The sequence below is a fragment of the Bradyrhizobium sp. URHC0002 genome (assembly GCF_054059515.1).
This window is the reverse complement of record NZ_JBSSCF010000001.1, coordinates 2,812,230-2,827,069: the sequence shown is the minus strand read 5'-3', so window position 1 is coordinate 2,827,069 and position 14,840 is coordinate 2,812,230. Positions and strand designations below refer to the sequence as shown.

Sequence of the window (14,840 nt, the reverse complement as noted above, 5' to 3'; positions counted from 1 at the left end):
CGGAGATCGTTCCATGCGCGCCCGCCGCCTCTTCGCTGCCCTCGCCATCGTCGGGGCCTTCGCTCCCGCGCTCGCCTTTGCCGGCGACACCGAATGGCGGCGATACGTGATCCCGAGCACCGAGACCAGCGTCGACATGCCGGTCTCGATCTTCAGCAGTGACGGCGGACCGCCCGAGGGCGGAACCGGGCGAAGGTTTTTCACCGAAGACCGCCGCGCCGATCTGACAGTGCAGTCCGTCACCAATCCCGGGAACGATTCGCCCGCCAAATTCCTGGCCAAGATGCGGCCGCCTGCCGGCATCGTCTACAAGCGGATCACATCAGATTTCTTTGTCGTGTCCAGCATTCGCAAGGACCGGATCTGGTACAACCGCTGCAACCGCGGTAGCGGCACCCTGAACTGCGTGATGATCAATTATCCCGCCGCGGAGAAGCGCCAGTGGGACAGCGTGGTTACACGGATAAGCCACACCCTGGCGAATTAGTGCCTGCCGGGTCGCTACCCATCTTGAGCTGATCACCGGCAATTTAAGGTAGGTGATGGACCGCAGGAGGGCCCGGCGGCCACCATCCGCCGCTCAACCTTGGCCAGCGCGGCAAATCTGCTAGACTACCCGTCAGCGAGGCGGAAAATGGAAGCGCCCGGACCCGAGCGAAGACTCGCCGCGGTCCTTGCCGCCGACATGGTCGGTTATAGCCGGCTGATGGAGGTCGACGAGGCGGGGACGCTTGCACGCCTGAAAACCCACCGCCTTGAGCTCATTGATCCCTCCATAGCCAAGAACCGCGGCCGCATCATCAAGACGACCGGCGATGGCATGCTGGTGGAGTTCCACAGCGTCGTAGACGCGGTGACGTGCGCTGCCGAGGTCCAGCGCCGGATGGCGCGGCGCAATGCCGATGTGTCACCGGCGCGATGGATCCAGTTCCGCATCGGCATCAATCTGGGCGACGTGATCATCGAGGAGAACGATATTTTTGGTGACGGCGTCAACGTCGCGGCGCGCCTCGAGGTGCTCGCCGAGCCGGGCGGCATCTGCGTCTCGGGCGCCGTGCGCGATCAAGTCAACCACCGGCTCGACGACATCGCGTTTGAGGATATCGGCGAGCAGAACGTCAAGAACATCACCCGCCCGATCCACGTCTTTCGGATACGGCTCGAGCCAGATGTGGCCGCGGCGTCGGTGACCGGCAAGGATGACGGGACGGCGACAATCACGACCAGGAAACCGTCGATCGCCGTGCTGCCGCTGGTCAACATGAGCGGCGATCCGGAGCAGGAGTTCTTTGCCGACGGCCTCACCGAGGACATAATCACCGAGCTGTCGCGCTTCCGTGACCTTCTCGTCATCTCGCGCAACTCGACCTTCGTGCACAAGGGCAAAGCCGTAAAGGTGCAGGAGGTCGCGCAACAGCTCGGAGTCGAATACGTCCTCGAAGGGAGCGTGCGCAAGGTCGGCGATCGCGTTCGCGTCACCGTGCAGCTGATCGACGCGCAAACCGACCGGCACGTCTGGGCCGAACGTTATGACCGCAAGCTCGAGGATATCTTCGCCATCCAGGACGAGGTGACCGGAGCGATCGCCAGCACGCTGCCCGGCCGCGTCGAAGCCGCCACGCAGGAACGCGCGAAGCGCCAGCGAACCGACAACATGGCGGCCTATGAATGCGTCCTCGCCGCCAAGGTGCTGCACCACCGCTCGCAGCGGGAGGCCAACGCCGAGGCGCAGGGTCTGCTCGACCGAGCCATCGCGCTCGATCCGGATTACGCGCACGCGCATGCCTGGAAGGCCTGCGTGCTGGGCCAGACCTGGATCTACGGATGGTGCGAAGATCGCGACGCCACTTTCCAGCTGCTGGCTGACGAGTTGCAGATCGCGCTGGCGCTTGATGACAATGACAGCGACGTTCACCGCATCCTGGCCGCGGTGAACCTGACGCGCGACGATCATGAAAGGGCGGCCTACCACCAGGAGCGCGCGCTCACGCTCAATCCCAACTACGATCTCGTCGTCGTTCAGCAGGGCGAGTTTCTGACCTGGCTGGGGCGGCCGGAAGAGGGGATCGACTGGATCAGGAAGGCGATGCGCCTCAACCCGTACCACCCCGAGCGTTTTTGGAATCACCTCGGCCGCGCGCTCTACTGCGCCGAGAAATACGCTGATGCCGCCGAGGCCTTCGCGCGGATCACGCGGCCCGATTTCACGCATCACGCGTTCCTCGCCGCAACCTTCGCGCAGATGGGCAACGGCGTTGCGGCCGCCGCGCATGCCGCCGAGGTCGTCAAGCTTGAACCGGGCTTCTCGGTGGCCGCCTATCTCGCCACCCAGCACTACAAGCAGGACGCCGACCGCGCCCGGCATGAGGCCGGGCTGCTCAAGTCGGGATTGCCGGAGTGAGCCTGTCGGCGATCATTTCGCAATGGACGAAAAACGTGGCTCGGCCGCCGCTCAAGGAATTCGGGCTGTAAGTTGCTCAACCCGTTTTCTGCGCTGGACGCTTCGCCGCCGCTTTTCTGTTCGGTGATTAGGTGTATGTCACCAATGAAACGCTGCCTCGCTGCTTTCGCAATCGCCACCAGCCTGTTCGCACCCGTTGCGCACGCCAACGACGCCTTGGAAGCCAAGGTGCGGGCCTACGTTCCGGTCGTCTCCCTCGCCAAAGTATGTGACTTCAGGATCAATGACGCCGCCTCGGGTGACCACCACGCCATGCTCGAAGCGGTGAAATCCGACCCGAACGCCAGCAAACTCGCCTACCGCGTGCACTACGAAACGCAGACGGCCTACATCAAGGCCCGCGATGGAGGTCAACGGGTCGCCTTCTGCAGGGACTTCATCGCAGCCAACAGCCAATACGCCAAGGCGCGCTTTACCGCCGTGGTCGAGGACCATATGACCGACGTCAGCAAAAGTGTGCAGAAAGCGATTGCCCACAACGTCTGCGGTGCGCCCCCCGTCAAGCTGTCCAAGGCCGACTGGAAACCGTACGCGCTCATCAAAAAGATGCTTCAGAACGAGCAAAAGTTAGCCAAGGAAAACGCCGAGACGAATGGCTGGAACGTCGCCGACGAAAGGGCGGCGGTTACGGAACAGTTCTGCGCGGCGCTGCGGTGAGCCAGGACAAAAAAGCAGAATAACGGAGCGTCGGTTCGGGAGGCCGAGGAACTTCTCAAACAGATGGCGAATATCGAGCCGCTGACGCGGCGGCGATCATGTCGTAATGGGCGAAAAACGTGGCTTGCCGGCTCGCGATACATAGCTCGCCTGCGGTGCATTCTTCCCTGAGGAGACACCCCGTCTTCGCTTTTGTTTCGCTGGACACGCTTCGACCTGAAGGTCTCCGCGTGGCTGCGAAGCGCCGCCCCAAAGCCGACCTGCGCAGCCGGGAGCCCTGCATGTCGGGAGGGTCAAGCAAGGCACACCCAGCACCCACCCGATCATGGGGGACGAGTTGCGGGCCTTGCGTCGATTGCAGCGGGAGCAGGAACCGAAGTCACCCTTCGTGTTCACCAGTGAGCGGGCTGGTCCGTTCACGACTGCCGGGCTCGCAAGGATGATGGAGCGGGCTGGGGTGGAAGCCGGGACGCCGTTCAAGGTACATCCGCACATGCTGCGTCATGCTTGCGGGTTCGCGCTGGCCAACAAAGGGCACGACACCCGCGCCCTGCAAGCCTATCTCGGCCACAAGAACATTCAGCACACCGTCAGGTACACCGAGCTATCCAACTCGGTTCGTGGACTTATGGACGAAGTGACAGGTTCTGCCGTCATATGACGAACGGCTGTCCGCAAGGCTCCCCGTAGTCTAACGGTGTTCTCGCCTATATGGAGGGACTGTAACTTGGGTCTAGCCAGCGCGGCTAATGGCCATACTGGGGGCTGAACCCGTTGTGGCAAGGCCCGACGTGTGTCGTTCCATAACTTCATGCGTCGGGCCACCCTTCAGTAATCGCAACCTATCCCTTCTTCCCGCTCTCTAGCATTGCCCTTTCAACCTCAGACGCTAGCAACGACAAGTGCGCCGCTAGCCAGTCCAATAGGGGCAATCTCAAAACGTGTTTGGCACTGCCATCTGACCCGTCGTACAGTGCGCTATGGGTTGGATTGCGGGCCATGGTGCAAGAGCGGCCAGTCCCGGTCGGACGCAGGTTGGCGGCGATAGTAGCCGCTGACGTGGCTGGCTATTCGCGCCTCATGCATAATGACGAAGAGGCAACCCACGCCAATCTGTCGGCGCTCCTCGCTGACGTCGTCGAACCAGCGATCTCCGAACACGGCGGCCGTATCGTCAAGAATACCGGCGACGGGCTCTTGGCAGAATTTCCAAGCGCAGTTGAGGCGGTTCGAGCGGCTGTGCAATTTCAGAACCGCATCAACGAACTTGCAGCCGCCGATGCGGAAGATAAGCGTATCGCTTTCCGTGTCGGCATCAATGTCGGCGACGTGATTGTCGAGCCTCATGACATCTTTGGGGATGGTGTGAATATCGCGGCGCGGCTTGAAGGCATCGCAGAACCCGGCGGCATCTGCCTCTCTTCTACTGCTTACGACTACATCCGGGGCAAGGTCGGCATTGAGTTCGTCGATCTGGGCGAGCAACACCTCAAAAACATTGCCCGCCCGGTTCGAGTTTATGCTGCCACTCCGGTCGCCGCAGGGCATCCGACGCCCGCAGAAGCGGGTAACTTGCCTGATCCATATAGCAAGCCGCTGCCTCTCCCCGACAAGCCGTCGATTGCAGTGCTGCCGTTCGAGAACATGAGTGGCGATCCCGAGCAGGAGTATTTTGCGGACGGCATCGTAGAAGAAATCATCACTGCTTTGTCCCACTTCAAATCGTTGTTCGTTATCGCCCGGAACTCTACCTTCACCTACAAGGGAAAGCCCGTTGACATCAGGCAAGCAGGCCGAGAACTCGGGGTCCGTTACATTCTCGAAGGTAGCGTCCGAAAAGGTGGTGGACGAGTTCGGATCACAGGCCAGCTTATTGACGCAGCCACGGGCAACCATCTCTGGGCAGACAAGTTCGACGGCTCGTTGTCCGATGTCTTTGACCTGCAAGACGAGGTTACCGAGAAGGTAGTTTCATTCATTGCTCCGGCGTTGGAGGTCGCCGAGATCGAGCGGGCGAAGCGCAAGCCAACGGAACAGCTTGATAGCTACGATCTGTTCCTGAAGGGTATGGCGTTGTTTTATCAACGGAGGACAGCTTCAACGATTGAAGATGCCTACAACACATTCAAGAAAGCTGCCGAGGTCGATAGTAGGTACGCTTCGGCGCATGTAATGGCAGGCTTCAGTAGCATGATGTATCAGGCCCATACTGGCATTAAGCTGTCGGCTGCTCGTCTTGAAGAAGCAGTCCGCTCTGCCGAAACGGCTGCTTCGTTGGATGAGGATGACGCCTTCGTACAGGCACGGGCCGGACATGTCCTTACGTATTTCGGGCACAAGTACGATCTCGGTCTTTCTCTCGTAGACCGCGCCGTCAAACTCAACTCAAATCTCGCTCCTGCGTGGTACAGTCGTGGCGCCGTTTCGGTGATGTGCGAAAAGCCCCAAGAGGCAATCCGAAGTTTCCGCCAAATGAAGAGGCTTAGCCCTCGGGATCCATTGCTAGTCCGCGCTTGGTATATGACAGGGTGGGCACACTTTATGACCCAAGAATACATGGAGGGATGTGCGGCTGCTGAGAAGGCAATGCAAAGGGTGCCCGATGCTCACTCTCTGAGTTCGTTCGCAGCAAATGCCATTCGTGCCGGGAGGCTAACCGAGGCTCAAGATGCCGCTGAACGGCTGCTCCGGTTTCAACCTGGTTTCAGAGCCTCGCACTGCCATTATTTGTTTCCGGTAAGGTCATTGGAAAGTCGCAACCGCATCCAAGCGGCTCTTCAAGATGCTGGCATCCCGGAGTAGTGAGGGACTGTACGGGCTCATTGGTCGATGATTTGACTTCCCTCGCGTAACGAGAGCGGCAACTGACGCAACATAACAGACGTTAGGTCTTGGTCAGCCCTTTGAACGAACTTGCCCGCAGCAAGCCCTCCGACGTGATGTCGCGGTACTCGATGTTGGCATAGAACCTCGGCTCGACCCATGTTGCCTTCGGCTTCCTGATGGGTGTGGTTAGCTTTGACTTCGGGCTGACTACTGTGTCGAGTTGCTTCCTGATGTGGTTGGAGACGGTGCGCGACCACTCACGTTGCCCCATAAAGAAAGCCCCGGCACAGGACCGGGGCCAAGTCTTGGGAGGAAACTAGGACTGAACGAACGGGGAGCGCGAGAAATTTCAAATGGCGTCCCACTGCTCGACTGGTAGCGGAGCCTTGTAGGTCGCCATCATGTCGGTGGGGTTGAATGAGGATGACGCAGTGGTTGCTTGCAGTGGCGTAACGGCTTGCGACCACGCAAGTAACGCTGCAACAGCAAGCCCGATTCCGATTGTGCCCGTTGAGAAGAATAGGTTGCGCATCATTACATCCTTCGTGTTCGTGAATGCCACGATGATGAACCAGTCGCGTTTCAGGACTTTGCCGTTGCCTTCCAAAAATGATGTCATGCAAAATTGGTTTGTTTCGTAGGAGACCAAAATCTCAGCGCAGGTTTCGTGAGAAGCCGCGAATGAAACAACCTCACCGATCCGTGAGATTATAGCACTCGGAATTGATCACCCCGCCGACTGGCCCAGCCGTTCCGTTGCGGTCCTGCTTAGTGGGACCAAAATGGGACCAGCAGAGATGTCGAAGGTTTTCAGAGGCCGGAGCGGATCAGCAGAAAACTACGTTGGATCAGTGTCCTACGTAGGTGGTGGGCGCGACAGGGATCGAACCTGTGACCCCTACCATGTCAAGGTAGTCCGAGACACCAATTCGCGTGTGAAATCAAAACGAAAAGGCCGGTAGAAGCGCAAATCGGAGCATGAACAAAGCTGGAACAAAGCGGATTTGCTGTTGACGTGCTGTTGACGGTCGGCGGTCGGCTATGGCCGTTCTGATTGTGCTTTTGAGGTAATCACCACGGGCGCTTGCGGGCTTGAGGTAGAGAGTAGCACGAAGTCATGGATGGTGCCGTTGTACCTGACCGCATTGACCTGAACGCCGGCGTCCTTCAGCTTGCGGGCATAGGCCTCGCCCTCATCGCGCAAAGGATCATTCTCCGCGGTGATGACCAGTGCCGGCGGCAATCCCTTCAGCTTTTCCGTGCTGGCGCGCAGCGGAGAGACATAGGGATTACTTCGGGCGGCTGCGTCCGGCGCGTACAGATCCCAGCCGTACTTCATGAATGAGCGAGCGAGGAAGCGACCGGTGCCATATTCGTGATAGGAGCCCGTATCGACGCTGGCGTCGGTCCCGGGATCAAGAGAATCTGGTGACCGATCTTCGGACCGTTACGATCCTTTGCCATCAGGCTGAGCGCGGCCGTCATGTTTCCGGCGCCGGCCGATTTCCCCTAAGCGAAATCGCTTTGCGCTCCGGCTTCTCCTCCCAGGCCAGCTTCACGCGCACGTTCCGACGCGCCACCAATATGACGCCAGGAGAATTCAGGCAGCACGGCCGATAATTCTTCGAATGACCGCTTCGCCGCCAGAAGCGGTCATTCGAAGAACGACAAGTCGAAAATCTCTGTCTCCGCAACTCGGTTAAATGTACTCATTTCGCAATTCCACAGATCTGGTCGCAGGCTTGTCAGGAGATGGTGATCGACCTCATCGAATTCTTCGGAATTGTCGTGGATCGGCCAGCGATCCAGCTTCCCTATCGCGAACCTGTTCTGAGCTGCGGTCACGGGCGGGACAAACTGCGACGCCCACGGAACCCTGAAGGCCCCTCGCCGCTTATACCACGGCCGCCATTGAGATCGCAAAGCGGACCAGCGAGGGCCCGCCCGGTGATTGATGACCTCTGGTATAAGAACGGCGTGATATATTGCCTGTCCGTCGGCACCTACATGGATGCCAATGGCGACGGCATCGGCGATTTCAAAGGCCTGTTGCGCCGTTTGGACTATCTGCACGGGCTTGGCATCACCGCGATTTGGCTGATGCCGTTCCAGCCTTCGCCCGCCAAGGACGACGGATACGATATCTCGGACTACTACGGCGTCGATCCGCGCTACGGTACCTTGGGCGACTTCGTCGAATTCACCCATGGTTGCCGGCAGCGCGGCATCCGCGTAATCATCGACCTCGTCGTCAATCACACCTCAGACCAGCACGACTGGTTTCGCGAGGCACGACGCTCAAAGGACTCACCCTATCGCGACTGGTACGTCTGGGCCGATAAGCGTCCGGCAAACGCTAATACCGGCATGGTTTTTCCCGGGGTGCAGAAATCCACGTGGACGCGCGATAAGGAAGCCGGAGCCTGGTACTTTCATCGCTTTTACGATTTCCAGCCTGACCTGAACACGTCGAACCCGCATGTGCGGGCCGAAATTCTGAAAATCATGGGGTTTTGGATTCAGCTCGGCGTGTCCGGCTTTCGCATGGACGCCGTCCCCTTCATCATCGCCACCAAGGGCGCCAAGGTGCACACGCCTGTCGAACAATACGATATGCTGCGCTCGTTCCGTGAATTTCTGCAATGGCGGAAGGGCGACGCCATCATCCTGGCTGAAGCCAATGTCCTGCCCGAAACCGACATGGAATATTTCGGCCGCGACGGCGACCGCATGCACATGATGTTCAATTTCCACGTCAACCAGCATATGTTCTATGCGCTGGCTTCCGCCAATACGAGACCGCTGGCGAAATCTCTGGCTGCGACCAAGCCGCGGCCTGCAACGGCGCAATGGGGGTTGTTTTTGCGCAATCATGACGAGCTTGATCTCGGTCGACTCACCAAGCCGCAGCGCGAAGCCGTATTCAAAGCGTTCGGACCAGACAAGAACATGCAGCTCTACGATCGCGGCATTCGCCGCCGACTGGCACCAATGCTGGGTGGTGACCGGCGACGATTGGAATTGGCCTATAGCTTGATGTGTACGATGCCGGGAACGCCTGTCATTCGGTACGGCGACGAGCTCGCGATGGGCGACAACCTCGATCTGCCCGAGCGCAGTTGCGCCCGCACCCCGATGCAATGGTCGACCGAGCCGCACGCCGGATTCACGGAAGGCGACCGGCCGTGTTCACCCGTGATCGACAAGGGCCCCTATGGCTTCGAACACGTCAACGCCGCCAAGCAGCGGCGCGACCCGAACTCAATGCTGAACTGGACCGAACGCATTGTGCGAATGCGCAAGGAGGTCCCGGAAGTCGGCTGGGGCGACTTCAAGGTGATCACGGTGCGCGACGCTGCTGTGTTGATCATCCGCTACGATTGGCGCAACAATTCGGTACTGTTCGTGCATAATTTCGACGAAAAGCCACGGGAGTTTTCGTTTGCGGTCGGACTTCCCGGCGAAGCCGGCAAGCTGCTGGTTAATTTGCTGACAGAGGATCACAGCCACGCCGACCAGCGAGGTAGACACACGTTGATGCTGGAAGGCTATGGCTACCGATGGTATCGGGTCGGCGGCCTCGACTATCTGTTGAAGCGCAGCGACATCGATACCGATGCCACCGGCAAGACCAGTCATCCTGCCTGAGCAGACCGACCGAGAATCACGCCTTCGTTGCCGCGCAAATCGAGTGTGCCCTCCACTTGCTCACCTTGGCGGTCGAGAAAGGTCGATAGCAGGATCTCACGTCCAATACCGATCGAATTCGAAGCGACCGAAACGGGCTGGGCACCGAGATTCAATGCCACCACGACCCCATTGCCCCCGCCTTCGCGGCGATACAGAAGGATGTCGCCTTGGGCAGCGACCGGTTGATAGGCGCCAGTCACGAGTTGCAGCAGTTTCCTTCGAAGCGCGATCAATGCCTTGTAGAGGCTAAGAATCGACATCGGCATCAAGATTCGCAAGGTTTTCATGAGTGTAGTCATTCGCCAGCGGCAGCCACGGCCTGGCCGTTGAAAATCCCGCACCCGCCGTCGCGTCCCATTGCATCGGCGTACCGCAACCGTCACGGCCGACACCGATACCCGGCACGTTCTTCTCGAAGGGATCCCGCACCTGATCCGCTGCGATCGCGACTTGCTGCATCCCGATCTCGTCGCCATAATACAGCGTCGGCGTTCCCCGCAAGGTGAGCAGCAGCATCGCTGCCACCCGCGCTTGCTCTCTTCCGACACGGCTCGCGACCCTCGGCCGATCATGGTTGCCGAGCACCCAGTTCGGCCACGCCCCTGCCGGCAACGCGCCCTCGTAATCGGTGATGATTTTTTCGATCGATCGCGCACTCCACAGCGTCGACAATAGCGCGAAATTAAACGGCATCTGGGCGCCGGCAAGATCATTGCCATAATAGGCGATCAAACGGTGCAGCGGCAGATAGATCTCCCCGATCAGGACGCGGTGATCAAATTCATCGATCACGCGCCGCATCTCGGCGATGACATCATGCACTTCGGGCTGGTCGGTGGAATACTGCGTCAGGATTTGCTCGTTGGGGGGACGACCTTCGACGAAATGCGGATTGGGCGGGTTATCGCTAAATTCGGCATCCTTGACCAGATGCCAAATCACATCTACCCGGAAACCATCGACTCCCCTGCCAAGCCAGAACCGCATAACGTCATAAATCGCCTCGCGCACCTCGGGATTGCGCCAGTTCAGGTCAGGCTGCGCAGCGAGAAAGGCATGGTAATAGTACTGTCCTGTCACATCGTCATACTGCCAGGCGCTGCCGCCAAATTCCGACAGCCAGTTGTTCGGCGGTCCGCCCTCTGGCCTCCGATCGCGCCAGATGTACCAATCACGCTTGGGATTGTCGCGCGAGGCGCGACTTTGAATAAACCACGGATGCGGATCGGATGTGTGGTTCGGTACCAGATCGAGAATAATCTTCAGATCGTTCTCATGCGCAGCAGCCACGAGTGCATCGAATTCCTCCATCGTACCGAACAATGGATCAATCCCAGCATGGTCCGAAATGTCGTAGCCGAAATCAGCCATCGGGGATGGAAAGATCGGCGATAGCCAGACCGCGTCAACGCCGAGCGATTTCAGATGCGGCAGGCGCTGGCTGATCCCCCGGATATCGCCTACTCCATCGCCATCGGAGTCCTAGAACGAGCGAGGGTAGACCTGATAGAAGACGCCGTGCCGCCGCCAATCCTTGTTCCGATCCATCTCAAGAAGCCACTTCAAGCGCTGCCATGCGACGTAACGTTTGTTTCGTTGATCGGTTCATACCTCATCCAGCTTCATCAGTATGGGAGGGAAACCTCCTGGTAAACCGACGCGCCTAGGCTCCATTCGACGAATGTCCGTTTTGCGCGTCGCCAGCAAGCAGGTCGGAGACCCCAATCACCTCAAGGTCTTCGCAAATGCCGACGCCGCGGAGGCATGGTTTGCGGAAAACGACCCTGAAGGCGTGGCGTTTGAGTACGAGGTGATAGGCCCGCCAGCTTGAACCGGCTTACTTCTCAGGATTGCCCTTGATGTGATGGACGTATTCGTTTGCCAGCTCCAAGAGCCTACGGGAGGTCGTGGGGTCGCTGATTTGACCGGCCAGCCGTCGGCATTGCTCGATCTTCTCAACGAGTGCCATGTTTGATGGTTGATGACGTGATGCCGCGTCCATAGGTCACAATACCACAGACCGGCTGCATTTAGTGAAGGTCCGTATTTTTACGGGCTTTTCAAACTAAGCCACCAGCCCCGAGGAACGGGATCGTCCGTCAGATGTCTATTCGGAGCTACTGGGCTCCAGCCCCCAAAGTCTTCCGGGAGCAGGCGGCCCCAGCGCGTCGAGTAGGCTGGGGCCGTCTTATCAGCCGTGCAAAAGCCCGGCGTTTTTGAAGCGCCGGGCTGAATGCCAATATCTTCCAAGGGTACTAAAGGGGCACCGTATCCGCTAATATTTCCGATTGCCAGCTTTTCCCGGCGCACACCGGCCCGCGTCGGGGGCCGTTCTCCTTGGGGTCAACCTACCCTGAGGTTTTCAGCAGACTCTTTCCCGCGGTTGGCCGTCACTTCGAAGCTTACCTTCGCGCCCTCATTCAGCCTGCTCAGACCCGCTTTTTCGACGGCCGACATATGGACGAACACGTCCTTGCCGCCAGTGTCGGGCTGGATAAAGCCATAACCCTTTGTCGCGTTGAACCACTTCACTGTACCTGTCGCCACGTCGCTTCTCCCCGAGGTTGATCGCGCGCGATAGGATGGTGACAGAAATTCTACGAAAGAAAGGGCCTTCACCTTGGCTTGCTTCTATGGTACCACGGTTTATGGCAAAGACAAGTGTGGTACCAAAGAAAAAGCGCGGCCCTGCCCCCACAGGCAAAGGGGTTCAAGTCGGCGAGCGGTGGCACCCCTCCGAGCTTGCCGCGATTGATGCTTGGATCGCAGCGTCAAACGACAAAGCCCTTACCCGCGCTCACGCCATCCGCCGCTTGGTGGCGCTCGGGCTGAAGGGAAAAAGTAAATGATCAAGCCGAAGCGGTCTGCCGAGCAACAGGTTGCGGACGAACTCGAGCGACGGGCTCTCCACCCGCTTTCGTCGAGGCAGACGATATCGGACAGCCAAGCCGAGCCAGCATTCCATGCAAACCACAAACGCCTTAGAGCAGAAAGGCTGGCGCGAGAGGCAGGCGAGCTGGCTCCGAAGGCCAAAACGAAATGATGGACTGGAAGTGGACCCATGATCCCAAGGTCCTCCTTTGGATTATTGGCGCCCTGGTTTTTGTGATCTGGATCGTCTTGCAGAGGCCGTAGGCGATTTCGCTGTTTAGGGCCGCCAATTGGGCGGCTTCAAAAGTTCGATGACACCAAAGATCAAAGATCACGTCTGCCCCGCCTGCAATGGAACGGGCTACCCGGTCGTGAAGCAACCAGCGCAGCCAGGTCGTAAAATCTATCCCGTTAAGTGCAAGTCCTGCGACGGTAAGTGGAAGGTCACGGACGCCGACTGAGGCGCCGGAAGCCATCCGCCGGCTTGTAGAGCCGGGGCTGAAGGCGAAGTGGAAATAACATGCCCTTCATCTCAAACTACCCGTTCCCGAAACTGAGCATGACTGGGTACAAGTTCCGAGGGGGCTTCCTCAAATCAGACGAATGGGTGGGTTCACTACGGTTCTTCTTTTCGCAGCGCGAGCACGGTCTCGACAAGCAAGTAGACGTCGGTTACCTGGGCGCGACGAGCGTCCTAGGTTTGTTTGCGTTGTTCGATAAGTGGAAAGCAGCACCTACCGACCCTCCGTCGAGTTGGAGGAAACTATACGACGCGCTGTCTAGCTTTGCCGCGCAGCTTTTACACGGGCCCATAGGGAGAGACCGACGTCCGGCGCACTTTACGCCTGCTTTCCAACGGTATGACGGGCGCGCACTTTCCAAAATATTGTCGAATATCGCCGAGACGCGGGCCAACCAATTGTACGGCCGCTCTAAGTTCATGCGGTTCGACCTGCATATCCTTCGCCCAATGATGGACCTGAAGATCGCTCGCGAGGTCGATCACGACCGACGTATACGGGATAGGCTTTTGCATGGGCGTTACTCAAAAGGTTCCACCCCGATAACCGCCAAGCAAAATCGCGGTTCCTCCATCTCAGTGCATTTGTGCAGTGGTCGTTACGAGGAACGATCGCCTCTGAAGTGGCTTGTCTATCATCACCGGCCGAGGCTCTGTCTGTAGGCGTCGTTGACTGAGAGACCACTGCGTTGCCGCCTGCTGCCAGGGAGCTTGGCAATGTCCGGCAATGACGCCGTTTCGCTGCAACAAACAATCGACGACCTGCGCGCACAGGCTGCATTGTTGCTCCCGGACGGAAGCCAGCTCGTTCTCGCGAAAGCGGACGCGCTAGAAGTCACGATGAAGGAGTTCGCGTGGGCTGCTTCTCCAGCTCTTCAGCCGCCGTTACGAGATCCTGACTGATCCGTCGACTGTCGTACCGGTCCGACGACCAGCTTATACGTCGGCACCCAGGCGGTATTCCAACTCTCCATCGTCTCACCACACACAGAGCACTCGAAGCTGTTGACTTCGCGCGTCGGGGCCATGGATTCGGTGCGGCGGTAGACTGCGCCACACCGACAGGTACGGTGCTGATCGGTCATGGCCCGGGCCTACTCGACACAAGCTGCTTCACGATCATCTACGACGGCAGCAGCAAGTAATCAGTAGCGCCGTGTTTGCGGCTTTGGGAACTTCCCTGACCGAAAGTCAATATCTGCAATGTTGGCTCGGCCGTGGCGCAGCCCGACGAGCTATTCAGAGCGCACAGGTCAAGTCAGCCGATTGCGGCCCGGAGCACGCAACGATACGACAGGCCGCCTAATTCGGGCCCCTGCGCGTTGTTCGTAAGTCCATCGTGGTCTCGGGGCACTTGGTCCGACTAGCAGCGTTCGAACCGACGCCCTGCGTCCCGAACGTAAGTAACTGCTGAAAAGATCAACAAAAACAATCAGATTCGCTAGTGATTGGTCACCTTTATCACCGTTCGTTCACGGGGTTTCGGTGGTCAATCGGTGGTCAGCCAGTAGCGGATTTCTACTCCGTGGGTTGCAGGTTCGAATCCTGCTGGGATCGCCAACAAAAGCCTTTGTAAAACAACGGCTTTCCGCAATTCCCGTTTGTTCTTTTGTGAAAATCCGTGCTGCTAAGTGTTGCAAACGGATGCAAGCAAAATCAATCTGTTACAGCTCGCTTCGAATTGTTCCGAGCAGCACGGAAGCGGCATGGCGGTTTCGATATTTGTTCTCACTTCACACAGCATCCCACAAAGCACGGGGCGGACCTGGGCTGCATTCGTGAGGCCGCTCACGTGGGGCCGCCGCTGGGGGTCAT

General features: G+C 58.7%; 12 protein-coding genes, 1 tRNA gene and 2 pseudogenes. 9 read left to right on the top strand and 6 right to left on the bottom strand.

Annotated features, from left to right (window positions below):
- Window positions 1-13: 13 nt before the first annotated feature.
- The 5 genes from ACVWVY_RS13585 (at window position 14) to ACVWVY_RS13565 (ending at window position 5,920) form a co-directional block, all read left to right on the top strand.
- A complete protein-coding gene (locus ACVWVY_RS13585; RefSeq protein WP_456626826.1) occupies window positions 14-487 on the top strand; it encodes a hypothetical protein in 474 nt (157 codons plus the stop codon).
- 147 nt (window positions 488-634) lie between these two features.
- Window positions 635-2,401: an adenylate/guanylate cyclase domain-containing protein gene (locus ACVWVY_RS13580; RefSeq protein WP_456626825.1), complete on the top strand. Its 1,767-nt coding sequence runs from the start codon at window positions 635-637 to the stop codon at window positions 2,399-2,401.
- A gap of 144 nt (window positions 2,402-2,545) precedes the next feature.
- Window positions 2,546-3,118 carry a hypothetical protein gene (locus ACVWVY_RS13575; RefSeq protein WP_456626824.1) on the top strand — a complete coding sequence of 191 codons (573 nt, stop codon included), beginning with the start codon at window positions 2,546-2,548 and terminating at the stop codon, window positions 3,116-3,118.
- Window positions 3,119-3,395: 277 nt separating this feature from the next.
- Window positions 3,396-3,779: a tyrosine-type recombinase/integrase gene (locus ACVWVY_RS13570; RefSeq protein ID WP_456632201.1), complete on the top strand. Its 384-nt coding sequence runs from the start codon at window positions 3,396-3,398 to the stop codon at window positions 3,777-3,779.
- 338 nt (window positions 3,780-4,117) lie between these two features.
- On the top strand, window positions 4,118-5,920 hold the full coding sequence (locus tag ACVWVY_RS13565) for an adenylate/guanylate cyclase domain-containing protein (RefSeq protein WP_456626823.1): 1,803 nt from the start codon (window positions 4,118-4,120) through the stop codon (window positions 5,918-5,920).
- 82 nt (window positions 5,921-6,002) lie between these two features.
- Here ACVWVY_RS13565 and ACVWVY_RS13560 read toward each other — a convergent pair whose 3' ends face one another.
- From ACVWVY_RS13560 to ACVWVY_RS13550, 3 genes and pseudogenes are all read right to left on the bottom strand, one after another.
- A complete protein-coding gene (locus ACVWVY_RS13560) occupies window positions 6,003-6,215 on the bottom strand; it encodes an ATP dependent DNA ligase (RefSeq protein WP_456626822.1) in 213 nt (70 codons plus the stop codon).
- A gap of 78 nt (window positions 6,216-6,293) precedes the next feature.
- Window positions 6,294-6,563 (bottom strand): hypothetical protein, encoded by a 270-nt coding sequence (locus ACVWVY_RS13555; protein WP_456626821.1) that lies wholly within the window; start codon window positions 6,561-6,563, stop codon window positions 6,294-6,296.
- Between the two features lie 480 nt (window positions 6,564-7,043).
- Window positions 7,044-7,453, bottom strand: a pseudogene (locus ACVWVY_RS13550) (alpha/beta hydrolase); the annotation flags it as partial.
- Here ACVWVY_RS13550 and ACVWVY_RS13545 point away from each other — a divergent pair.
- Complete coding sequence (locus ACVWVY_RS13545) at window positions 7,373-7,564, top strand: helix-turn-helix domain-containing protein (RefSeq protein WP_456626820.1); 192 nt, start codon at window positions 7,373-7,375, stop codon at window positions 7,562-7,564. The pseudogene ACVWVY_RS13550 and the gene ACVWVY_RS13545 sit on opposite strands and share 81 nt — an antisense overlap.
- Before the next feature lie 327 nt (window positions 7,565-7,891).
- The gene (locus ACVWVY_RS13540; protein WP_456626819.1) at window positions 7,892-9,592 is read left to right on the top strand and encodes an alpha-amylase family protein; all 1,701 of its coding nucleotides are present in this window, start codon (window positions 7,892-7,894) and stop codon (window positions 9,590-9,592) included.
- Here ACVWVY_RS13540 and ACVWVY_RS13535 read toward each other — a convergent pair.
- From ACVWVY_RS13535 to ACVWVY_RS13525, 3 genes and pseudogenes are all read right to left on the bottom strand, one after another.
- Window positions 9,580-11,182 (bottom strand): annotated as a pseudogene (locus ACVWVY_RS13535) (alpha-amylase family glycosyl hydrolase). The gene ACVWVY_RS13540 and the pseudogene ACVWVY_RS13535 sit on opposite strands and share 13 nt — an antisense overlap.
- A gap of 795 nt (window positions 11,183-11,977) precedes the next feature.
- The gene (locus ACVWVY_RS13530) at window positions 11,978-12,181 is read right to left on the bottom strand and encodes a cold-shock protein (RefSeq protein ID WP_456626818.1); all 204 of its coding nucleotides are present in this window, start codon (window positions 12,179-12,181) and stop codon (window positions 11,978-11,980) included.
- A gap of 1,123 nt (window positions 12,182-13,304) precedes the next feature.
- On the bottom strand, window positions 13,305-13,541 hold the full coding sequence (locus tag ACVWVY_RS13525) for a DUF3606 domain-containing protein (RefSeq protein WP_456626817.1): 237 nt from the start codon (window positions 13,539-13,541) through the stop codon (window positions 13,305-13,307).
- A 201-nt stretch (window positions 13,542-13,742) separates the two neighbouring features.
- Between ACVWVY_RS13525 and ACVWVY_RS13520 the strand changes: the two genes are divergently transcribed.
- Together ACVWVY_RS13520 and ACVWVY_RS13515 are read left to right on the top strand one after the other, a co-directional pair.
- A complete protein-coding gene (locus tag ACVWVY_RS13520; RefSeq protein WP_456626816.1) occupies window positions 13,743-13,928 on the top strand; it encodes a hypothetical protein in 186 nt (61 codons plus the stop codon).
- Window positions 13,929-14,503: 575 nt separating this feature from the next.
- Window positions 14,504-14,585, top strand: a tRNA-Arg gene (locus ACVWVY_RS13515).
- Window positions 14,586-14,840: the final 255 nt, after the last annotated feature.